This window comes from Vibrio sp. Isolate24, assembly GCF_022398215.1.
Taxonomy (GTDB): Bacteria; Pseudomonadota; Gammaproteobacteria; order Enterobacterales; family Vibrionaceae; genus Vibrio; species Vibrio coralliilyticus_A.
Map to the genome: position 1 here is coordinate 37,123 of NZ_JAKEUU010000009.1, position 22,942 is coordinate 60,064.

A 22,942-nucleotide genomic window follows, 5' to 3' on the forward strand; every position below is an offset into this window, starting at 1 on the left:
TGATTACGTATGATATTGGTTTTACCATTGACAAGAAAAACACTAAAACACGACATCAAGGAATACAAATGGAAACGATCTCCACTTCAGAGAGTCACGCTAAATACTCTCTGGCACAACTTGTCCGTTCGCTAGGCCCAGGGATAATGATGGCTGCCGCTGCCGTCGGAGGGTCACATTTAGTTGCTTCGACCAAAGCCGGAGCTATTTACGGTTGGCAACTGGCGGTATTAATTCTGCTGGTCAACTTTTTTAAATACCCATTTTTCCGCGCCAGTATTCAGTACACAATGGGGACAGGGGAAAGTCTAGTCGAAGGCTACTCAAAACTTGGTCGTCCGTATCTGTGGTTATTTGTTACGTTAAGTGTCATTTCCGGTATCGTCAATACCGCTGCTTTATTGCTATTCAGTGCTAGCTTACTTGGGTACTTTATCCCCGTGGAACTCTCCACCACAACCTTATGTTTGATTGTTCTAGCGACCTGCTTGACGATTCTGTTTGCTGGCCACTACAAAGCTCTCGACTCCTTATCGAAAATCATTATGGCGGTACTGACCATTGCAACCCTGACTGCGGTCGCTATCGCCGCAGGTAACCCTGTCGAAGCGGCTCCTGCTTTTGAAGCGCCCTCACCTTGGTCCATTGCTGCTATCGGGTTTATCGTCGTCACCATGGGGTGGATGCCAGCTCCGATTGAAATTTCCAGCCTGACATCAATGTGGCTTAAAAGTCAGCAACGCCACCAAAAGGTAACGGCTCGTTCCGCCTTGTTTGATTTTAATGTGGGCTACATAGGTACGGCGATTCTGGCGATTGTTTTCCTTGCGCTGGGTACTTTGGTCTTACACGGCAGCAATATCGAGCTTTCTCAATCAGGAGTCGGTTTCTCACACCAATTGGTCGGTCTATATGCATCAACCATTGGCGAATGGTCACGTTACCTAATTGCAGCCGTCGCGTTCTTCTGTATTTTTGGCAGTACTATTACCGTCATTGATGGCTACGCTCGAGTGATTTCAGAATCTCAACGCCTACTGCGTAAGCAAAAAGAGATGAGACCTAAAGTGACGCAAGGGTGGATGCTACTGATTTCCGCAGCGGCACTGTCGATCATCGTTTTCTGGGCAGCAGCACTACTGCCTATGCTCGACTTTGCGATGATTCTAGCCTTTATGACAACGCCATTCTTTGCTCTGCTGAACTATATTTTGGTTTCAAAATCGCCGTTACCTGAACCTCTAGCGTTGGGCAATAAGTTAAAGTGGCTTTCTATCACTGGCCTTGTCTACCTGTTTGGTTTCTTGGCAGTATTTGTGTGGTGGAAGTGGCTTATGTAACCCGCCGCTATAAAAAAGGCCTTCAAATGAAGGCCTTTTACTGCAAGTTGCGTAAAATCAATTATGGGACACAACAATCATACGTAGTGAATCTAGCTGGTACTGAGCTTGAGCAATGTAGCCATTGAGCTCTTTAATTTGCTCTTCAATCGCGGCCAGCTCCTCATCACGAATGTTTGGGTTTACCGCTTTCAAAGCTTGTAGTCGTTCCAACTCCGCATTCAAGCTCGCCTGCATTTCCTGCTGCGCCTCTGCACGTACGGCTTCGACTTTTTCGACGATCAACGCTTCACCTGCGGTGATCATTTGATGGACCTGAGCCTGAACTGATGACACCAGTTTGGTCGCCATATGACGACCTACCGGGCTAAGTTGGCGGTTAAAGCTTTCAAATTCTACTTGCTGAGATAAGTCATTACCTTTGCCGTCTATCATAAGGCGAATCGGCGTTGCAGGTAGGAAACGACTGATACCACTACGCTTTGGCGCCTGCGCATCGACTTTATATACCAACTCAAGCAGCATGGTGCCTACTGGCAACGCTTTGTTCTTCAGCAAAGAGACTGCCGTTGCACCAACGCCTTCACTCATCAATAGGTCGATACCACCCTGAATCATCGGGTGCTCCCAACTGATGAAGTTCATGTCTTCACGAGACAAGGCTGTTTCACGATCAAAGGTGATCGTCGCACCTTCATAAGGCAGACCAGGATAACTTGGTACCATCATGTGTTCAGATGGCGTCACCACCAAGGCATTTTCCCCTTTGTCGTCCTGATTAAGACCAATGGTATCAAACAGACTCAACGCAAACGTCACTAAATTGGTATCACCATCGGTGGCCGCAATCTTATCGACGATCTGCTGAGCTTTTTCGCCACCATTGGAATGCATTTCCAGTAAGCGGTCTCGCCCTTGCTCAAGTTGAGATTTGAGCTCTTTATTCATCGCAGCCGATTCGCTAATCACATCATCGAGTTCGGTCACGTCACCCGAAGCCAGCATTTCAATCAAACGATCAGAGAACTTGTCATACACCGCGCGACCTGTCGGGCAAGTTTCAGCAAACGCATTTAGACCTTCATCGAACCAACGCGCCAGAATTGCCTGTGACGTTTGCTCCAGATAAGGAACGTGAATATCAATATCACGACTCTGACCAATACGGTCAAGGCGACCAATACGCTGCTCAAGTAAGTCGGGGTTGAACGGCAAATCGAACATCACCAGTTGGTTTGCAAACTGGAAGTTACGACCTTCTGAGCCAATTTCACTACAGATAAGGACCTGAGCACCACCCTCTTCCTGCGCAAAGTAAGCGGCCGCTTTATCGCGTTCCAGAATCGACATACCTTCGTGGAACACGGTGGCACGGATACCTTCACGTTCACGCAGTGCCTGCTCTAGCTGCAACGCAGTGCTGGCACGAGAAGCAATAACCAAAATCTTGTCACTGCGCTTTTGTTTGATCTTCTCAATCAGCCAATTGACACGTGAGTCAAATTGCCACCAGCTGGCATCATCGCCTTCAAACTCTTGGAAGATTTCTTCTGGGTAAAGATTTTTCAGCGCACGTGCTTCAGGGCTAATTTTGCCACCAATCATGCCCGATACACGCATAGACGTCGTGTACTGCTGAGGGATCGGCATTGGTAGCAGATTAACGTTACGTACCGGGAAGCCTTTGATCGCTGCTCGGGTGTTACGGAACAACACACGACCAGTACCATGACGGTCCATCAGGTTGTCGATCAGTTCCTGACGAGCTGCAGCTTTGGCTTCTTCTTCGCTATCGCTTTCAATAATGCGGAACAGAGGCTCAACATCCTGCTCGGACAACAATTCGGTAATCTGATTTTTGGCGTCATTCTCAAGCTGTTGACCAGAGAACAACGCGCTCACTGAATCCGCTACTGGCGCGTATTGCTCTTCTTCTTCAACAAATGCTTGGTAGTCATAGAAGCGGTCTGAATCGAGCAAACGTAAGCGGGCAAAGTGACTCTCACGTCCTAATTGCTCTGGGGTTGCGGTCAGAAGAAGTACCCCAGGTGTGCGCTCAGCTAACCCTTCAATCACCTGATATTCACGACTTGGCTGCTCTGGGCTCCATTCTAGGTGGTGCGCCTCATCGACAACCAGCAAATCCCACTCGCCTTCAAGTGCTTGCTCAAAACGCTTACGGCTCTTGCGTAGGAAGTCCAGTGAACACAGTACATATTGCTGGGTATCAAACGGGTTATCTGAATCAGCAAACGCCTCAATACAGCGCTCTTCATCAAAAATAGAGAAATGCAGATTGAAGCGTCGCATCATCTCGACCAACCATTGATGCTGCAACGTTTCCGGTACCACAATCAAGATACGTTCCGCTCGGCCCGCCAACACCTGCTGATGAATGATCATCCCAGCTTCAATGGTTTTGCCTAGACCAACTTCATCGGCTAACAAAACGCGAGGCGCATGGCGACGACCAACTTCATGAGCAATGTATAGCTGGTGAGGAATCAAACCAGCACGCATACCACACAAGCCACGCATCGGGCTTTTGTGCTGCTCGTATTGGTTGATTAGTGCACGGTAACGGAGCACAAAGTTGTCCATGCGATCAATCTGACCGGCGAACAGTTTATCTTGCGGCTTGTTAAAGCGAATTTGGTTACTGAGCATGATTTCGCGCAGCATCACCTCTTGCTCTCCGCTGTCTTCGCGAGTGCCTATGTAGGCAAACAGACCTTGGTCCTCGACCACTTGCTCAATTTTAAGTGACCAGCCTTGCTGACTGTCAACAACATCGCCAGCATTAAAGGTGACTCGGGTAACCGGTGCATCATTGCAAGCGTACACTCGGTTCTCTTCCGACGCTGCAAACATCAGCGTCACAGTGCGAGCATCCAATGCTACAACCGTCCCTAAACCTAAATCGCTTTCCGTATCGCTGATCCAACGCTGGCCCAAAGCAAATGTCATGAATCGACTACCTCACCTGTTTAATTCAAAAATGGGTCTATTTATCTTAGTTGTTCTTACGTGACTTGAAAGGCAGCTGACGGGGAAACGAATGGCCAGCCGTCACGTCAAAAAGGTCGCTCATATTACTCGAAGCTGTGATATTGGTCACGCACAAACGCCTCAAAAAACAACAAATTTTTCTTCATCTTTTGCATGACATCAAAGTGTAAGAAAAGAGTGGCACATCTAAAAAAGAGAGTTGGGAATCTGACTTATACTCACAGATGAGAATGCAGGCTATCGCGTCAATTTTTCGACTGGCACGAGAGATGCATTATTCGGATGACGATCAACACGGGTTTGTAGCGTATCAGCTAACCGACAGCGATCTCTGAGCGACTTAGCGATAGGCTACAAGCAACCGCAGGTAGGCCATAATCACAAGCGATTGTGAATGGCAAACAAGCCGCATCACGGCAAGGAGACGCTTATGGGTGACACGGATCGGAAACTTTTTGTCCTAGACACCAACATCCTTCTTCATGAACCTTTAGCCATCTATTCCTTTCAAGAACACGACGTGGTCATTCCAATGACCGTCCTCGAAGAGCTCGACCGAATCAAAGACAGTAAGCGCGACGTTGCCCGCGATGCCCGAGTGGCCATCCGCGCAATGGAAGCCATGTTCAAAGACGCCACACCAGATGAAATCTCTGAAGGCATTCCGATTAACCGCGATAAAGAAAACACCGGACATATCTCTATTCTCGCCGATTTTGAGCTGCAAGAAACCATTAAGGCTTTTGCAGACAAGGCTGGCGATAATCGCATTCTTAATGCGGTGCTTTATCTGCAAAACAAACGCGCACCACGTGAAGTGGTTCTGATCACCAAAGATATTAATATGCGCTTGCGTGCCAAGGGCGCTGGCGTTCGCTTCGTTGAAGACTACCGAACAGACCAATTGATTGATGATGTTCAGTACCTAACTAAAGGCTTCCAACAAATCGAAGGCGACTTCTGGAGTAATATCGAAGAAGTCGAGAGTAAGAACCTTGGCGGTCACACCTTCCACACTCTAGACCGAGAACCTTTTGAGCCGACCTACATCAATCAGTATGTCATTGATGAAGAAAGTGACTTTGCAGGGCGAGTGGAAGAAATAACCCCGGAAAAAGTGACACTCAAAGATCTCAGCCGCGAGCGTATGATGCATCGCCGAGCGTGGGACATCACACCAAAGAACATTTATCAGGGCATGGCGTTAGATGCCTTACTCGATCCTGATATTGATTTGGTGATTCTCACCGGGGCTGCGGGCAGTGGTAAAACGCTACTTGCTATGGCGTCCGCTTTGGAGCAAACCATTGAACACGGCATGTTCGACAAGATCATCGTCACTCGTAATACACCAGATATCGGCGAATCGATTGGCTTCTTGCCTGGCAGTGAGGAGGAAAAAATGCTGCCTTGGTTAGCGGCGGTAACGGACACACTGGAAGCGCTACATAAGCACGACCACTGTACCGAAGGCTCATTGAAGTACATCTGCGACAAAGCCAATATACAGTTTAAGTCGATAAACTTTATGCGTGGCCGATCAATCCAAAACGCGTTTGTGTTGCTGGATGAGTGTCAGAACCTGACTGCTTCGCAAATCAAAACCATCATTACTCGCTGTGGTGAAGGTACTAAGATAGTCTGCTCGGGTAACCTGGCGCAGATTGACTCCCACTACCTCACCCCTGTTACCTCAGGGTTAACCTACATGGTTGAACGCTTCAAGAACTTCGAAGGCAGCGCTAATGTCCACCTAAATGGCGTCGTGCGCAGCCGTCTGGCCGAGTTTGCAGAAGAGAATTTATAATCACAAAAAGCGGGATATTATTTATATCCCGCCATATTTAAAAAATAATTATTCACAAACATCACATAACTATGTTTAACTAGTCCTATTAAAATAATGAGCAATGAAGGACTGAAGCATGGCTTTCAATCTACGTAACCGAAATTTCCTCAAGCTTCTCGATTTCACCCCAAAAGAGATCCAGTTTTTACTCAATCTATCTGCGGATCTTAAGAAGGCAAAATACGCGGGCACAGAACAGAAAAAGCTCGTTGGTAAAAACATCGCCCTGATCTTTGAAAAAGCCTCTACTCGCACCCGGTGCGCATTTGAAGTAGCCGCTTTCGATCAAGGCGCACAGGTTTCTTACATCGGCCCATCTGGTTCACAGATTGGTCATAAAGAGTCGATGAAGGACACCGCGCGTGTATTAGGCAGAATGTATGACGGCATTGAATATCGAGGGTTCGGCCAAGAAATCGTAGAAGAACTGGGGCAATACGCTGGTGTACCTGTTTGGAACGGTTTGACCGACGAATTTCACCCCACTCAAATACTAGCCGATTTTCTCACCATGCTTGAACACGGTCGCGGTAAGCTGCTCCATGAAATCAAGTTTGCTTACTTAGGCGATGCACGCAACAACATGGGTAACTCTCTATTGGTGGGAGCCGCCAAAATGGGCATGGATATTCGCCTCGTCGCCCCTAAAGCTTTCTGGCCAGAAGAGGAACTGGTGGCAAACTGCCAACTGATTGCTCTACAAACAGGGGCAAAAATCACGCTGACTGAAAGCGTTGATGAAGGCGTTAAAGATTGCGACTTCCTTTATACTGACGTGTGGGTTTCGATGGGTGAAGCTCCAGAGGCTTGGGATGAGCGAGTTGCTCAAATGAAGCCTTATCAAGTCAATATGGACACCCTAGATAAAACCGGTAACCCGCAAGTCAAGTTCATGCATTGCTTACCGGCATTTCATAATGATGAAACCACCATAGGCAAAGAAGTAGCCGACAAATACGGAATGAATGGGCTGGAAGTTACTGAAGAAGTGTTCGAGTCTGACCACTCAATTGTGTTTGACGAAGCAGAGAACCGCATGCACACGATTAAAGCTGTGATGGTCGCAACACTCGGTTCATAACACCAACAAAAATTGCACCATAAAGCTTCGATGTAATCGCTTGCGTTAACAAATCTTCAGCGTATAATGCTCGCAATTTGTCTGGAGGTAGTGACCAAATGCCACGTAAAACGTGTTCTACAAAACGATTTACATTAGGTAAGCCAAAACGCTTACTGGCTGGTCTTTTTACTATTTCCACCGATTTTTAAAGCCTCCCTATTGGGAGGCTTTTTTATTGCCTAAATCGCAGATGGGACGATGATTATGACGAACACGCTTTATAACAAGCACATTATCTCAATTCCTGAGCTTTCTCGTGAAGAGCTGGAACTGATTGTCAAAACCGCAGGTCAACTCAAAGCAGAGCCTAATCCTGAGCTGATCAAGAACAAGGTGATCGCCAGCTGCTTCTTTGAGCCTTCTACCCGTACTCGTCTGTCTTTTGAAACCGCTATCCAGCGTGTCGGTGGCAGCGTGATTGGTTTTGATAATGGCGGTAACACTTCGCTAGCCAAGAAAGGAGAAACCTTATCGGACTCGGTTCAGGTTATCTCTTCTTATGTCGATGCATTTGTTATGCGTCATCCACAGGAAGGCGCTGCACGATTAGCTTCTGAATTCTCCAATGGTGTACCTGTCATCAACGCGGGTGACGGAGCCAACCAACACCCAACCCAAACTCTGCTCGACCTGTTCTCAATTGCTGAAACACAAGGCCGTCTTGATAACCTCAACGTTGCCTTTGTTGGTGATCTGAAATACGGCCGTACCGTTCACTCTCTAACGCAGGCTCTGGCGAAGTTTCACAATGTTCGCTTCTACTTCATCGCTCCAGAGGCACTCGCGATGCCAGATTACATTTGCGAAGAACTGGATGAAGCTGGCATTGAATACAGCATGCACACAGATATGGAAACCGTCATCCCTGAGCTGGACGTGCTGTATATGACTCGAGTTCAGAAAGAGCGCTTTGATGAGTCGGAATACGCGCACATCAAATCCGCCTACATCCTTACTGCAGCGCTGCTGGAAGGTGCACGCGACAACCTAAAAGTGCTACACCCGCTGCCTCGCGTGGATGAAATCACTGTTGATGTCGATAAAACGCCACACGCCTATTACTTTGAACAGGCTGAAAATGGCGTCTATGCGCGTGAAGCCTTACTTGCCCTTGTTTTAAACCAATCACTGTAATCGGGAGAATCATCATGGCTAAAGAAACTCAATTGCAGGTTGAAGCAATCAAAAACGGCACCGTTATTGACCACATCCCAGCTCAGATTGGTATTAAAGTTCTCAAGCTCTTTTCAATGGATAAGTCAGAGCAGCGCGTGACTGTTGGCCTCAATTTGCCGTCTTCAGCACTCGGCCACAAAGACCTGCTTAAGATTGAAAATATTTTTATTAGTGAGGAGCAGGCAAGCAAGCTGGCCTTATACGCACCGCATGCCACGGTTAACCAAATTGAAAACTACGAGGTTGTGAAGAAACTGGCACTGGATTTACCAGAACAGATCAACAACGTGTTTGAATGCCCAAACAGTAACTGCATTACCCACGATGAACCTGTAGAAACCAGCTTTAAAGTGTTCGAGAAAAAAGATAACGTGCGATTAAAATGTAAGTATTGTGAGAAGGTCTTCTCACGAGAAATCGTTACTGAACGTTAATCGTCGCTTAATCATAAATTATCAATCCCTGCTCTCTGATAGCAGGGATTTTTCTTTACGCCGCTCTGCTTTCACGGCACACTGACTTCCCTTAATTACGTTAACCCTCAACAGATGGAACATAATAATGACTAAAGTACTTCATACAGAATCCGCTCCTGCTGCTATTGGCCCATATGTACAAGGTGTAGACCTAGGTAACATGGTACTGACTTCAGGTCAGATCCCAGTAAACCCTGCAACAGGTGAAGTGTCGGCAGATATCGCAGAGCAAGCTCGTCAATCTCTAGATAACGTCAAAGCGGTGGTTGAAGCATCAGGTCTGTCTGTGACTGACATCGTTAAAATGACGGTTTTCGTAAAAGACCTCAATGACTTCGGCACAGTCAACGAGGTTTACGGTAAATTCTTTGATGAGCATAACGTAGCAAACTACCCAGCACGTTCATGTGTGGAAGTGGCTCGTCTACCTAAAGATGTGGGTATCGAGATTGAAGCGATTGCTGTCCGTAAATAATCGACCAGTGACAAAAGGAAGCGAGCACATAGCTCGCTTTTTTGAACATGGTAAATAAGTGGCCTTTATGACAACCGATGTATCATTGTGGATTACCCGTTAGTTCACTAATATCAGCCGCAAACTGTTGATGGGATTCACGCTCTTCGATAAGCACGGCATTGGTCTTGGCATCAATAACCAAGATTACCCCAACACCTTGCTTACACTCCACCAACATACCTTTTTCGATTTCAGTAATGTCCATAATCGTCTCCTTAACCTCATCATAGGTTTACCCTATCTAAGGGAAAAAGGATCAAAAAAGCCGACTCAACGTCGGCTTTATGTACACTACTCATCTAGGATTTACTTAACGAAATCAACACCCGTTTGAATGTCACCGTTCAGTGTTTCTAACATGCCATCAAGCGCTGACTTTTCGAATGCGCTTAGCTCACCGTAGCTTAAGATTTCTTCAACGCCATCTTTGCCTAGTTTCACTGGCTGCGCGAAGAACGGTGCATGCTCGCCATCACCTTCGACATAAGCGTATTCCACCACATCTTCACCTTGAAGTGCTTTCACTAGAGCAAGGCCAAATCGACATGCAGCTTGGCCCATAGATAGAGTCGCACTACCACCACCCGCTTTTGCTTCTACCACTTCGGTACCCGCATTCTGGATACGCTTGGTCAGAGCTTCGACTTCTTCAGACGTAAACTCAACACCTTCCACTTGAGAAAGAAGAGGAAGAATCGTCACACCAGAGTGACCACCGATAACCGGTACACGCACTTCGCCTGGATCTTTGTCTTTTAGATCTGCAACGAACGTTTCAGAACGAATCACATCCAAAGTGGTAACACCAAATAGACGACGCTTATCGTAAACACCCGCTTTCTTAAGAACTTCTGCCGCAATTGGCACGGTTGTGTTGACTGGGTTAGTGATAATACCAATCATCGCTTTAGGGCAAACGTGAGCGATTTTCTCAGCAAGAGACTTAACGATACCAGCGTTGACGTTAAATAGGTCCGCACGATCCATACCAGGCTTACGTGCAACACCCGCAGAAATAAGAACAACATCCGCACCTTCAAGTGCTGGCGTTGGATCTTCGCCCGCATAACCTTTGATTGATACAGGCGTTGGGATGTGGCTTAGATCAGCAGCAACACCCGGAGTAACCGGAGCGATGTCGTAAAGTGCTAAATCTGAACCAGCAGGAAGACGGTTTTTTAGTAAAAGGGCTAGGGCTTGACCGATGCCTCCAGCGGCACCAATAACGGCTACTTTCATCGTAGTTCTCCTTGAGATGAATCTCTTTATAAGTCTTGGGGTGATTTGAAATCAACGCTGTCCAAAGCTATAGCAATCACATACTGATTACAATCAATTAACGTCAGCTTTGCGACCTTGCGCAACTCAGTAACAACGTGCTACACACAAGTGTTTATTATCCTTACATTTACCTTTAATGACAAAGAGTTAAGTAACTTTAAAATGCCACCTTACACATCCATTTACAGTGACACGATAGACAGAATTTGGCATAGCATTGGCACTATGTGCATAGCTATGCGAGAATATTCACTTGATTTTTATAAAAACAACGGTTGAAAGAGAACCATGCGTCATTCAGAAAAACAAGATAACCTCGTCCGTGCTTTTAAAGCGCTACTCAAAGAGGAACGTTTTGGCTCCCAAGGGGATATTGTTGAGGCTCTGAAAAATGAAGGCTTCGAAAACATCAACCAGTCCAAAGTTTCCCGCATGCTGACCAAGTTTGGCGCAGTACGTACCCGTAACGCCAAAATGGAAATGGTTTACTGTTTACCGGCAGAGTTAGGGGTGCCCACTGTATCAAGCTCACTGCGAGAACTGGTGCTGGATATCGATCATAATAATGCCTTAGTGGTTATTCATACTGGGCCGGGGGCTGCACAATTGATCGCGCGCTTACTGGACTCCCTAGGAAAATCAGAAGGCATATTAGGTGTCGTAGCAGGAGATGACACTATCTTTATCACTCCAACTCTCAGTATGACCACAGAACAGCTGTTCAATTCGGTTTGCGAACTGTTTGAATATACTGGATAAGTTTCAGATATAAGCCTATTTTATGAGTCACTCGAGAGTATTTTTCCTGTGACTCAAATCACATCTTGAATAAATCTCCTTACCTAAACACACACTAAGCTAAATCCTTGATTAGCAAATGGTTTAACCTGCTAACTTAGGTTAAATTTTCGCTCAAAAACCAGCCAAATCCGCTACATTCTTTAACAATCGTGTAATTATGTGCCAATTTTTTGGTATTATTCAGCCACTTTTTCAACATATGGATTGAAAAAGATGCCGTTTCCATAAGAGGAAACTCCCATAGCGACTACACTTGCTATGGGGTTAATAATGAATAAAGGAAGGGAAATTCATGGCATTGAACAAACTGATTAAAGTTGGTGCTATTGCAGCTGCTGTAATGGGTGCTGGTGCGGTTAACGCTCAAGAGTTCATCACGATTGGTACCGGGTCTGTAACAGGTGTTTACTACCCAACTGGTGGTGCAATTTGTAAGCTAGTTAACAAAGGCCGTAAAGACCACAACATTCGTTGTTCAGTAGAGTCGACTGGTGGTTCAATCTACAACGTCAACACTATCCGTGCTGGCGAACTGGATTTCGGCATCGTTCAGTCTGACTGGCAGTACCACGGCTACAATGGTACAAGTAAGTTTGCTGAACAAGGCCCGTACAAAGAACTGCGAGCAATGTTCTCTCTACACACTGAACCATTCAACATCATCGCTCGAGCTGACTCTGGTATCGAAAATGTCTCTGACCTAAAAGGTAAGCGCGTTAACATCGGTAACCCGGGTTCAGGTGACCGTGCAACTATGGGTGTTGTCATGGAAGCAATGGGCTGGACTAACGACAGCTTTAAACTGGCTTCTGAACTGAAAGGTTCTGAGCGTTCTCAAGCTCTATGTGACAACAAAATCGATGCGTTCGTCTATGTGGTAGGCCATCCAAACGGTTCAATCAAAGAAGCCACAACATCTTGTGATGCGAAGTTAGTTTCAGCGACAGGTCCTAAGATTGACAAGATTGTTGGTGACAACCCTTACTACGCATTCAGCACAGTACCTGCTGGTATGTACCGCGGTACAGATAAAGACGTAAATAGCTTCGGTGTTGCTGCTACTATGGTAACCACAACAAACGTTTCTGATGAAGTTGCTTACAATGTGGCGAAATCTGTATTTGAAAACTTCGATACCTTCAAGCGTCTGCATCCTGCTTTTGCAAACCTTAAGAAAGAAGACATGGTGAAAGCCGGTCTTTCTATCCCTCTACATCCAGGTGCAGAGAAATACTACAAAGAAATAGGTCTACTTAAGTAACCTCTCTTTATTCACCAAGGAGGCTCTCCCTCCTTGGTACATTAAGCTCTAAGGTATTGAGCCAAATCATAATTATTTTGGAGTTTCACATTTTTGAAACTCCTCTTTGTTTCTATATATCAAAAACTTACAACTGAGCAATATTTCATCTTTTCACTAAACTGAAAGATGCAAAGTCAGGTTCTGACAATCATAAAAGACAAGGCCATTTATAATAAGGATTAAGTACATGTCGAAGACAACATCTCCGTCTCAAGATGTGCAAGAAATGGTAGCTCAAGCCGATACCGGTGCCCGTGCTCCACTGGGGATCCCAGGACGTATCTTATGGTTTGTGCCACTATGTTGGTCACTGTTCCAACTTTGGTACGCATCCCCTCTGCCGTTCATTTTTGACTTTGGCGTACTCAACGATACGGAAGCACGCTCAATACATTTGATGTTTGCCGTGTTCTTGGCGTTTACAGCCTACCCCGCTCTCAAGAGCTCTCCTCGTGATAAAATTCCCGCTTTGGACTGGTTATTAGCCTTAGCAGGTAGCTTCTCCGCTGCGTATATCTATATCTTCTACACTGAGCTGGCTGGTCGTTCCGGCGCTCCCACAACATTAGATATTGTTGTTGCTGTGACTGGTATGGTATTACTCCTCGAAGCAACTCGTCGTGCACTAGGTCCACCATTGATGGTCGTAGCAGCCGTATTCTTACTGTATACGTTTGGCGGCCCATACATGCCAGACGTGATTGCTCACAAAGGGGCCAGCCTGAACAAAGCGATGTCTCACCTGTGGTTAACGACCGAAGGTGTGTTTGGTGTTGCTCTGGGAGTTTCAACCTCATTCGTTTTCCTGTTTGTACTCTTCGGCGCAATGCTAGAACGTGCAGGCGCTGGCGCTTATTTCATTAAAGTCGCTTTCTCTTTACTCGGTCACATGAAAGGCGGCCCAGCAAAAGCAGCGGTTGTCGCTTCAGGCCTTTCAGGCTTAGTTTCTGGCTCTTCTATTGCCAACGTCGTAACGACGGGGACTTTTACTATCCCATTGATGAAGCGTGTTGGCTTCCCAGGAACGAAAGCCGGTGCGGTAGAAGTCGCCGCTTCAACCAATGGTCAGCTAACACCACCAATCATGGGTGCTGCGGCATTCCTTATGGTCGAGTACGTTGGAATCTCTTACGTCGAAGTCATCAAAGCGGCGATCCTTCCTGCTCTGATTTCTTACATCGCACTGATTTACATCGTTCACCTAGAAGCATGTAAAGCAGGCATGACTGGTCTTCCTCGCCGCCACAACCCAACATTGCTGGCTAGCTTGCTATCTTTCACAGGCACGATTCTTGGCCTATGTGTAATTAGCGCTGCCGTTTATTACGGTGTTGGCTGGACGAAAGACGTGTTCGGTGATGCCGCCACCCCTATCGTCACCGTGGCATTGCTGCTCTCTTACATCGGTCTGGTCAGCGTCTCGGCTAGATACGCCAAAGAAGGCGCCATTGAGATTGATGCTGAGCTCACTGAAGTACCAGATCCGGGTCCAACGATAAAATCTGGCTTGCACTACCTACTTCCAATCGTGGTACTGGTGTGGTGTCTGACAGTTGAACGTTTCTCTCCAGGTCTATCAGCCTTTTGGGCAACGGTATTCATGATCTTTATCCTGATTACTCAACGTCCTCTCATGGCCGTACTGTCTAAGCAAGGTGCTATTGCCGAACAGACCAAAGAAGGCTTTATCGACTTGCTTGAGAGTTTAGTGTCTGGTGCTCGTAACATGATTGGTATCGGTGTTGCTACCGCTGCAGCGGGCACAGTTGTTGGTGTTGTCACACTCACAGGTATCGGTCTCGTGATGACGGATTTCGTTGAGTTCATTTCCGGCGGTAACATTATCCTGATGCTTCTGTTTACCGCAGTGATCAGTCTGATCCTCGGTATGGGCCTGCCGACGACCGCAAACTACATCGTGGTATCGACCTTGATGGCACCAGTTATCGTTACCCTTGGTGCACAAAGCGGTTTGATCATCCCACTGATTGCCGTTCACTTGTTTGTGTTCTATTTCGGCATCCTTGCGGATGATACACCTCCAGTTGGTTTGGCTGCCTTCGCAGCGGCGGCCATCGCGAAATCAGATCCCATTCGCACGGGTATTCAAGGCTTCACCTACGATATTCGTACTGCAATCTTGCCATTTATGTTCATCTTCAACACTCAACTTCTTTTGATGGGTATTGATAGTTGGTGGCATTTGTTGCTCACGATCATATCTTCCGTCATCGCAATGCTGATATTCTCTGCTGCGACGCAAGGCTGGTGGTTTACTAAGAACAAGTGGTGGGAAACCGTCCTACTCTTAGCTCTGACCTTTACTTTCTTCCGCCCAGGCTTCTGGTGGGATCAAATTTATCCAGCCAAAGTACTTCACCCAGGTACAGAGATCGCGCAAATCACTGAACAGCTGCCTGTTGGTCAGGACATTGAGCTTCTCGTTGCCGGTGAAAATCTTGAAGGTGATTTCATCTCGAAAACAGTTCGTCTGCCATTCGATGACAGTGCGAAATCAGCGGAGGATCGTATTGCGTCGATGGGGCTAATGCTCAATAACGCCAACGGCCGTATGTTAGTCGACATGGTCGAATTTGGCAGCCCTGCAGAAGCTGCTGGTGTTGATTTCGACTGGGAAATTCGCTCTGTTGTCGTTGACGCCGATCGACCAATGAAAGAGTGGGTTTTCGTACCAGCACTGCTACTCCTTATTGGCCTGGGCATGAACCAGCAGAGACGAGCTCGAAAGGAACAATTGAGCGCGTAACTTAGTCAGCCTCACTCCACTGAGGGAAGTGGGGCTACACTTATACCAAACACATTAGTGGATTTGGTATCTACTAAGGATGCAATGACTTGGCCTCGTTGGAGGCTAAGCTTAAAAAGAGAGCTATCGATGTATAAGCAAATTCTTGTTCCTGTCGATCTGAACGACAAAGGTTTTTCTGATAAAGCACTTGAACTGGCTGTCTGGCATGCCAAGTACTCCAAGGCTCAAGTTCATCTTCTGAACGTATTACCAGGTATTCACATGTCTATGGTTGCGACCTATTTTCCAAAGGATGCCGCAACAAAAATGAAAAATGACGTTGAAAACCAGCTGAAACAGTTCGCAGTCCAGCATATTCCAGAAGAAGTCGTTTATAAAACACATGTAGCTGAAGGCAAAGCGTACGCCACGATTCTCGACTACGCGGAAAAGCTCGGTGCAGACCTGATTGTGATGCCAAGCCATAAGCGTTCTAAACTGGATAAGGTAGTATTAGGTTCCGTCGCCAGTAAAGTGGTTCAGAACTCCCCCATCAATGTTTTAGTGGTCAAACCGCACGGCTAAGTTAACTGAATAAAGACAAAAGGCGCTCAATTGAGCGCCTTTTTTAATAGTTATTAACGATTGATATTATAGTTTCAATCGAGTTCATTTAATGAAAATAATTATTAATAATGATCCTATCAACACCAAAGACTGGATCACATCATGAAAAAGACACTCACTTTTGCCACTCTTCATTTCACTATCGCGTTCACTGTCGCGTATCTATTGACGGGGAATATCTTGATCGGCAGTTTAATTGCCATGATCGAGCCTTTGGTGAATACTGTTGCGTTTTATTTTCATGAACAAGTCTGGCACACCTCACCTCGCTTAAAAAAACATCAGAGTGCTACCACACTGAAGACCACCAGCTTTGCTGTTGTACACTTCAGCGTTGCCTTCAGTGTGGCTTATCTTTTAACAGGGAGCTGGTTAGTCGGAGGAGTCATGGCAACGATAGAACCAAGTATTAACACGCTTGCCTATTACTTCCATGAGCGAGTCTGGCAGCACAGACAAACTTCTCTGTTTTCACAGCACATAACCCGCGCTTGAAAGACTAAATTGGAAAATGCGTCACGCAGAGGTCTTCACTCAGGCCAATATTAAATTTTTGGCATTGGCCATCGAGCATAACTTCCAATTGATAAAGCTCTTCGGGATCAGGTTGGCTTGCGTTGAAATAAATCGGAGCTTCTACCTGAAATAAGGCGCTGACATGATCATTTCTCACATCAATGGGGATATGATACGTCATACCATTAAATTTCACGGATGCAGAAACCAACCCAGACGCATAAGTTTTGTAGTGCAGATCTACCATAAATTCACAGCCTCCCCCATGGTGCCATATCTGCTCAGTCACAACATGCTCGAGCCGTACGTGGCGAATAAACTGTAAATAAGGCTCTTTCCAAATCCCCATTCGAGCATCAAACTTCTGGTAGGTTTGTGCCCCTAAAGGGCAAAGTTCTAAACTGTCTTCCTCAAATAACAGTCCCTCTTCCTCTTCGAGAAATAATATCTCAAACCGATTCCGACCAAGCTGCATATAAGGTCGAATATCTTTCTTATATTCGGCTTGCGAGCCATCACAATCAAACAGCGCGACGCCATTGAGTCGAACTTCCGCATGATAATCCACTCCTCCCAACACCAAATCCACAGCGGGGAAAGCCATCATGGCTTCATCAACCTCAATATCATGCATCAAGTGCCACTCCTGCTCTGCAATGGCAGCTTCCGAAAGAAGGTCTGGGAGTTTAGCGCTTAATGGAGCGGGAAAAGTGATGTCATCCTGAGGAATCGAGAAATTCGTTAACGGCGAAATTTGCCATAAACCTGCGAGTGATAGCTGCATGTTTCCCTTATAAATTGCGCTAGATCAAGTTTGGGTGATTATAAAGAATCAATATAGTGAAAGATACCTAAGTACTCTCGAATTTAGGTACAAAAAAACCAGCCTCACGCTGGTTTTTTCTTATGACGAGAAATTACTCGTCATCTCCGTCTTCTTCAGGGTATAAGGCATCTTCACCTTCATAGTAAGTGCCCCAGCCGTCATAGATGATGTCGTATTTCTCAGCAAGGTGAATCAGCTTCTCTACTTGAGCATCAATCGCCTCAGCATCAAGTGCCGATTCCATCGTTGCGTCGCAGCACAACAATTTATTACCGTCTTCATCTTCTGTTTCTTCAGCTTCTAATACTTCAAAGCCCATCTTGAATGCCTCTACCACGGCTTTTTCCAGTGTATCGAAGTCTTCAGCAAACAGGTGGTGCTCAATTTCATACAATGCATCTGGATCACTACCATCTTCACGCAAGGCTTGAATGATATCGCGAGTCTCTTCCTTTTGAATCTCAATTAATTCTTCAACAGATAGATATTCGTCTTCATGAGACATAAGTCAGCTCCAGATAGTGACAACATTGATCGTAATTTACCGCAACGGAATATCGCATGGATCCAGTGAAATTACTAGCCGCAATCCATGAAGATCCTCACCTTAAGTGGTAAACAGATTAAAGATCGCAAATGATCAAGTTCACAAGATGGAAAAGTTAACATTTTTTTATCATCGGAGAGATTCAGAATTATCTGCCGCGCTGACTGCCTAGCGACAACCTGAAAGATTGAGTTTTTATTTTTCATCTCTGCATATCTTCAGAATGGCAGTAACTGCATAGAAATATATCTTCAAACCAAGTTATATCGTAGTTGTGAATAGCTATGCTGAATTGTGTTTTTTTCTCTCAAGTTCATCAATGTCATAAGGCGCATAGTAACGCATTGGTACGCTTATCTAATCCACCCCATCCCTTTAGATAAAAACCACAAAAATAAACGAGTTAATAAAATTAAAAACCACAAAAATAATAAAAAGCAGTTATTGAAACCAACATTATCACTTGCATCTTGATAACAACCTTGTCATAAATACGCACTGGATATTATTGTAAGGATGCAAAATGAGTAAGTTGTACGTAGGCTCAGAAGTAGGTCAGTTAAGACGTGTATTGTTAGCTCGACCAGAACGAGCACTAACCCACCTTACCCCTTCAAACTGCCATGAGCTACTGTTTGACGATGTTCTTGCTGTCGAAGCTGCAGGTGAAGAACATGATCAGTTTGCACAAACACTGACAAATCAAGGTGTCGAAGTTCTGCTTCTTCACGATCTATTAGTCGAAACTTTAGCTGTAAAAGAAGCTAAAGAGTGGCTGCTTGATACGCAAATTTCTGATTTCCGTTATGGTCCGACATTCGCTCGTGATCTTCGCCATTATCTGTCTGATATGGATAATGAGCACCTAGCAACTGTGTTACTCGGCGGTTTAGCATATTCGGAATTACCAATCCAATCCTCTTCGATGCTACCAAGAATGCATCGACCGCTAGACTTTGTGATTGAACCTCTGCCCAATCATCTTTTCACCCGAGACACTTCATGTTGGGTCTACGGAGGTGTGTCACTCAATCCTATGATGAAACCCGCTCGTCAGCGTGAAACCAACCACTTACGTGCTATTTATCGCTGGCACCCAGTCTTTGCAGGACAAGACTTCATCAAATACTTTGGTGATGAAGATCTACACTATGACAATGCCAATATCGAAGGTGGAGACGTACTGGTGATCGGTAAAGGTGCAGTCCTAGTGGGAATGTCTGAGCGTACTACAGCGCAAGGTGTAGAAAACCTCGCAGCCAACCTGTTCAAAAACGGTCAGGCGAAAGAAGTTATTGCCATTGACCTGCCCAAGCACCGTTCATGCATGCACTTAGATACCGTCATGACGCACATGGATGTGGACACTTTCTCGGTTTATCCAGAGATCATGCGTAAAGATTTGGATACTTGGCGTCTGACGCCGAAAGGTGACAATGAGATGAAGGTAGAGCAGGTACCTAGCTATACGCATGCTATCGAAGAAGCGCTGGGGGTTGATTACCTAAAGATCATCACAACTGGCGGTGACAACTACGAAGCTGAGCGAGAGCAGTGGAACGATGCGAATAACGTCTTGACGGTTAAGCCTGGCGTGGTTATCGGTTATGAGCGTAACGTTTACACCAACGAGAAGTACGACAAAGCAGGTATCGAAGTTCTGACCATTCCGGGTAATGAACTTGGCCGCGGTCGCGGTGGTGCTCGTTGTATGAGCTGCCCGATTGAGCGTGACGATATTTAGAGCCGAGAGAAACTAAAAAGGGTTGATGTCAAAAAATCAACCCTTTTATTGTTTAAGCAGTTACTGCGTTAATGACTCTTCCAGCGCTCTCAAACAGAGTGCAACATTTTCAGCTCGGGCAGCGTAGCCCATAATACCGATACGCCATGCCTTACCCGCTAATGCCCCCAAACCTGCACCAATTTCGAGATTGTAGTTTTCCAGTAAATGGTTGCGAACCCCTGCATCATCGACGCCTTGAGGAATGTAGACCGCATTGAGCTGAGGCAAACGTGATTCTGCTTCTACAACGAACTCAAAACCTAACTTTTCGAGACCCAACTTCAGCTTTTCATGCATATCACTATGACGCTGCCAAGCATTCTCTAATCCTTCATTCTTAAGGATTAATAGAGACTCATGCAGCGCATACAGACTATTTACTGGCGCTGTATGATGGTAACTACGCTTGCCTTCCCCACTCCAATAGCCCAGCACTAAACTCTGATCTAAGAACCAACTCTGGACAGGCGTTTTACGTGCCTGAATCTTTTCAATGGCAAGAGGAGAAAAGGTCACTGGTGATAAGCCAGGGACACAAGATAGACATTTCTGGCTGCCTGAATACACCGCATCTAGCTGCCATTCATCGACTTTAAGCGGTACACCACCTAAAGAAGTCACGGCATCAACTATTGTTAGCACACCGTGCGCTTTTGCAAGTTTACCTAGTGCTTCAGCATCGCTGCATGCGCCTGTCGATGTTTCTGCGTGAACGAATGACAGGATCTTCGCATCTGGATTCTCTTTCAGTGCTTGCTCAACTTTATCGACCGAGACAGGAGTGCCCCACTCATCATCAACCACCACAGCAACACCGCCCGCTCGAACTACATTTTCGCGCATACGCTCGCCAAATACGCCATTGCGACAAACGATTACCTTCTCACCCGGTTCAATCAGGTTAACAAAACAGGTTTCCATACCTGCACTGCCCGGTGCAGAAACCGCAATAGTGAATTCATTTTCAGTCTGAAAGGCGTACTTAAGTAGCTGTTTTAACTCATCCATCATCTTGATAAATAGCGGGTCAAGGTGGCCCACTGTTGGACGACTCAAAGCCTGTAGAACTTGAGGAGAAATATCCGAAGGGCCTGGGCCCATAAGAATACGATGAGGGGGGATAAAGCTTTGAATAGTCATTGTTCGCTCCTTGAAACTGATCTGCTCTTTATTGATTTGTCTTTACATTAAAACAAATCACTACATGCGGCAATTGACCATAAGAGCTCAGGTCAAACCACTGTCACAAGTTTGTTAATTCACAAGGGGAAGAAAGAACCAATTTCCCATTGACAAAGGTCACATAAAAACGTTCAATGCAGAATATATGGTGAATTTTTATGCCGCCATATACATGCATTTTGCAGAAGAGGAGCACTACCCAGGTAGGTGTTTTGTGGAGCCACAACTCCGATACAAATCACTGAGGGGGAGTAGTGCCGAGGTAGATCAACATTGTGGTTTTGATCTGTCGGTTGACTTGGGTTGACTCCCATCAACTGTCATCAGCTCCGTCTGATGAAGAGCTTCTGAGGTAAACCTTACACAATAAAACCTCTCAATACGCTCATTCTCTCTTCAAGCAAGGATTACTAATTTACTTTCAGGAAGTTGTGGGAGAAATGCCGTGGGCAATTTTAACGTTGCTAAATTTGGTGGAACCAGTGTCGCTAACTTTGAAGCCATGAGTCGCTGTGCTGCGATCATTGAGCAGAACCCAAACACAAAGTTAGTCGTCAGCAGTGCCTGTTCAGGCGTGACAAACTTATTAGTCGAACTCGCGAATGGAGTTCAAGATCAGACAGAGCGCAGTGCGATTCTAACCAAACTCGCCAGTATTCATGATGCGGTACTCAATCAACTAGAAGATGCAACTCAAGCAGCCAGCGAGGTCTACTCTATTCTAGATACCGTCACAAGTTTGGCAGAAGCTGCTTCGATTCAGTCAAGTACTAAGCTGACGGATCACCTTGTCGCCTGTGGTGAACTGATGTCTACACACCTGTTGGCCCAGTTAATGAGGGAACGTGGTATCAATGCGGTACGCTTTGATATTCGTGACGTACTACGCACAGATGATAATTTTGGTAAAGCAGAACCGGAACTGGCCACTATTCGTCAACAAGCGCAAGCATTGCTTATCCCGTTATGCCAACAACAGGTTGTGGTAACTCAAGGCTTTATCGGTGCCGATGCAGATGGCAATACCACGACACTGGGTCGAGGTGGCAGCGATTACAGTGCGGCACTTATTGCAGAAGCGGTTGAAGCTCAGGGACTCGAGATTTGGACCGATGTGCCGGGCATTTATACAACTGACCCACGTATTGCCCCAAAAGCATCACCCATCTCAGAGATCAGCTTCAGTGAAGCCTCCGAAATGGCTAATTTTGGCGCCAAGATCCTTCACCCTTCGACGCTAATCCCTGCTCTCCGCCATGATATTCCGGTCTTTGTCGGCTCCTCAAAACAACCTGAAAAAGGTGGTACTTGGATTCGCCATCAAGTCGAGAGCTCACCTCTCTTCCGTGCTCTGGCTTTACGATGTAACCAGACCATGGTGACGCTGCGCAGCGCGCAGATGTTCCATGCTTACGGCTTTCTGGCCAAGGTGTTTGAAATTCTGGCGAAGCACAAGATTTCGGTAGATTTGATTACCACTTCAGAGATCAGTGTCAGTCTAACGCTTGACCAAACCGACACATCTGGTGGTGCTCCTCAGTTACCTGAAGCTGCACGTCTTGAGCTGGAAGAGCTGTGTACGGTTGAAGTAGAACATAACCTGTGTCTGGTCGCGCTGATTGGCAACAATATGAGTGAGAGCAAAGGTTATGCAAAACAAGTATTTGGAACATTAGAAGAGTTTAACTTGAGAATGATCTGCTATGGCGCAAGCCCTCACAACCTGTGTTTCTTAGTTGATGAGTCAGACGCAAAGCTAGCGATTCAGAAGCTGCACACTGAATTATTTGAGAAGTAATAATAGAGCAGAGAACAAAAAGGGTTGGCGCTAAAA

General features: G+C 46.0%; 19 protein-coding genes and 1 riboswitch. Of the genes, 13 read left to right on the forward strand and 6 right to left on the reverse strand.

The genetic code is table 11. From position 1 onward, the window contains the following. The first annotated feature begins 68 nt into the window (after positions 1 to 68). Positions 69 to 1,340, forward strand: a complete 1,272-nt coding sequence (locus tag L1D23_RS20095; protein WP_239871019.1) for a divalent metal cation transporter — start codon at positions 69 to 71, stop codon at positions 1,338 to 1,340. A gap of 57 nt (positions 1,341 to 1,397) precedes the next feature. On the opposite strand, the gene rapA is transcribed toward L1D23_RS20095, so the two are convergent. Beyond that, positions 1,398 to 4,307 (reverse strand): RNA polymerase-associated protein RapA, encoded by a 2,910-nt coding sequence (gene rapA, locus L1D23_RS20100; protein ID WP_239871021.1) that lies wholly within the window; start codon positions 4,305 to 4,307, stop codon positions 1,398 to 1,400. 472 nt (positions 4,308 to 4,779) lie between these two features. On the opposite strand from rapA, the gene L1D23_RS20105 reads away from it, so the two are divergent. From L1D23_RS20105 to L1D23_RS20125, 5 genes are all read left to right on the forward strand, one after another. Continuing rightward, positions 4,780 to 6,156, forward strand: coding sequence for a PhoH family protein (locus tag L1D23_RS20105; RefSeq protein WP_239838886.1), 1,377 nt, complete (start codon positions 4,780 to 4,782; stop codon positions 6,154 to 6,156). A gap of 118 nt (positions 6,157 to 6,274) precedes the next feature. Further along, entirely contained in the window at positions 6,275 to 7,279 is a 1,005-nt protein-coding gene (locus L1D23_RS20110) for an ornithine carbamoyltransferase (protein ID WP_239871025.1), read from the forward strand. Positions 7,280 to 7,525: 246 nt separating this feature from the next. Further along, positions 7,526 to 8,455, forward strand: coding sequence for an aspartate carbamoyltransferase (pyrB, locus tag L1D23_RS20115; RefSeq protein ID WP_239871028.1), 930 nt, complete (start codon positions 7,526 to 7,528; stop codon positions 8,453 to 8,455). A gap of 14 nt (positions 8,456 to 8,469) precedes the next feature. Further along, positions 8,470 to 8,931 (forward strand): aspartate carbamoyltransferase regulatory subunit, encoded by a 462-nt coding sequence (pyrI, locus tag L1D23_RS20120; protein WP_239838883.1) that lies wholly within the window; start codon positions 8,470 to 8,472, stop codon positions 8,929 to 8,931. A 127-nt stretch (positions 8,932 to 9,058) separates the two neighbouring features. Further along, the gene (locus L1D23_RS20125) at positions 9,059 to 9,448 is read left to right on the forward strand and encodes a RidA family protein (protein ID WP_004747250.1); all 390 of its coding nucleotides are present in this window, start codon (positions 9,059 to 9,061) and stop codon (positions 9,446 to 9,448) included. Positions 9,449 to 9,530: 82 nt separating this feature from the next. Here L1D23_RS20125 and L1D23_RS20130 read toward each other — a convergent pair whose 3' ends face one another. Next, positions 9,531 to 9,695, reverse strand: a complete 165-nt coding sequence (locus tag L1D23_RS20130; protein ID WP_239838882.1) for a hypothetical protein — start codon at positions 9,693 to 9,695, stop codon at positions 9,531 to 9,533. 101 nt (positions 9,696 to 9,796) lie between these two features. Further along, the gene (mdh, locus tag L1D23_RS20135) at positions 9,797 to 10,729 is read right to left on the reverse strand and encodes a malate dehydrogenase (RefSeq protein ID WP_239871031.1); all 933 of its coding nucleotides are present in this window, start codon (positions 10,727 to 10,729) and stop codon (positions 9,797 to 9,799) included. Between the two features lie 330 nt (positions 10,730 to 11,059). Between mdh and argR the strand changes: the two genes are divergently transcribed. The 5 genes from argR to L1D23_RS20160 all read left to right on the forward strand — a co-directional run bounded on the left by argR (position 11,060) and on the right by L1D23_RS20160 (position 16,746). Further along, positions 11,060 to 11,530, forward strand: coding sequence for a transcriptional regulator ArgR (gene argR / locus L1D23_RS20140; protein WP_239838880.1), 471 nt, complete (start codon positions 11,060 to 11,062; stop codon positions 11,528 to 11,530). 334 nt (positions 11,531 to 11,864) lie between these two features. Then, complete coding sequence (locus L1D23_RS20145; RefSeq protein WP_239838879.1) at positions 11,865 to 12,833, forward strand: TAXI family TRAP transporter solute-binding subunit; 969 nt, start codon at positions 11,865 to 11,867, stop codon at positions 12,831 to 12,833. Positions 12,834 to 13,062: 229 nt separating this feature from the next. Then, positions 13,063 to 15,642, forward strand: coding sequence for a TRAP transporter permease (locus tag L1D23_RS20150; protein WP_239871034.1), 2,580 nt, complete (start codon positions 13,063 to 13,065; stop codon positions 15,640 to 15,642). A gap of 129 nt (positions 15,643 to 15,771) precedes the next feature. Then, positions 15,772 to 16,209, forward strand: a complete 438-nt coding sequence (locus tag L1D23_RS20155; protein ID WP_239871037.1) for a universal stress protein — start codon at positions 15,772 to 15,774, stop codon at positions 16,207 to 16,209. A gap of 144 nt (positions 16,210 to 16,353) precedes the next feature. Next, complete coding sequence (locus L1D23_RS20160) at positions 16,354 to 16,746, forward strand: DUF2061 domain-containing protein (protein ID WP_239871040.1); 393 nt, start codon at positions 16,354 to 16,356, stop codon at positions 16,744 to 16,746. Positions 16,747 to 16,750: 4 nt separating this feature from the next. Here L1D23_RS20160 and L1D23_RS20165 read toward each other — a convergent pair whose 3' ends face one another. Both L1D23_RS20165 and rraB read right to left on the reverse strand, forming a co-directional pair. Further along, entirely contained in the window at positions 16,751 to 17,551 is an 801-nt protein-coding gene (locus L1D23_RS20165; protein WP_239871043.1) for a hypothetical protein, read from the reverse strand. A gap of 133 nt (positions 17,552 to 17,684) precedes the next feature. Further along, positions 17,685 to 18,098 carry a ribonuclease E inhibitor RraB gene (gene rraB / locus L1D23_RS20170; RefSeq protein WP_239838874.1) on the reverse strand — a complete coding sequence of 138 codons (414 nt, stop codon included), beginning with the start codon at positions 18,096 to 18,098 and terminating at the stop codon, positions 17,685 to 17,687. Positions 18,099 to 18,663: 565 nt separating this feature from the next. Between rraB and arcA the strand changes: the two genes are divergently transcribed. Next, entirely contained in the window at positions 18,664 to 19,884 is a 1,221-nt protein-coding gene (arcA, locus tag L1D23_RS20175; protein ID WP_239838873.1) for an arginine deiminase, read from the forward strand. Between the two features lie 60 nt (positions 19,885 to 19,944). Here the strand turns inward: arcA and L1D23_RS20180 are convergent, their stop codons facing one another. Then, positions 19,945 to 21,066: an alanine--glyoxylate aminotransferase family protein gene (locus tag L1D23_RS20180; protein WP_239871046.1), complete on the reverse strand. Its 1,122-nt coding sequence runs from the start codon at positions 21,064 to 21,066 to the stop codon at positions 19,945 to 19,947. Between the two features lie 219 nt (positions 21,067 to 21,285). Then, positions 21,286 to 21,463, forward strand: a riboswitch (Lysine riboswitch). 90 nt (positions 21,464 to 21,553) lie between these two features. Here L1D23_RS20180 and lysC point away from each other — a divergent pair. Further along, on the forward strand, positions 21,554 to 22,906 hold the full coding sequence (lysC, locus tag L1D23_RS20185) for a lysine-sensitive aspartokinase 3 (protein ID WP_239871049.1): 1,353 nt from the start codon (positions 21,554 to 21,556) through the stop codon (positions 22,904 to 22,906). Positions 22,907 to 22,942 lie beyond the last annotated feature (36 nt).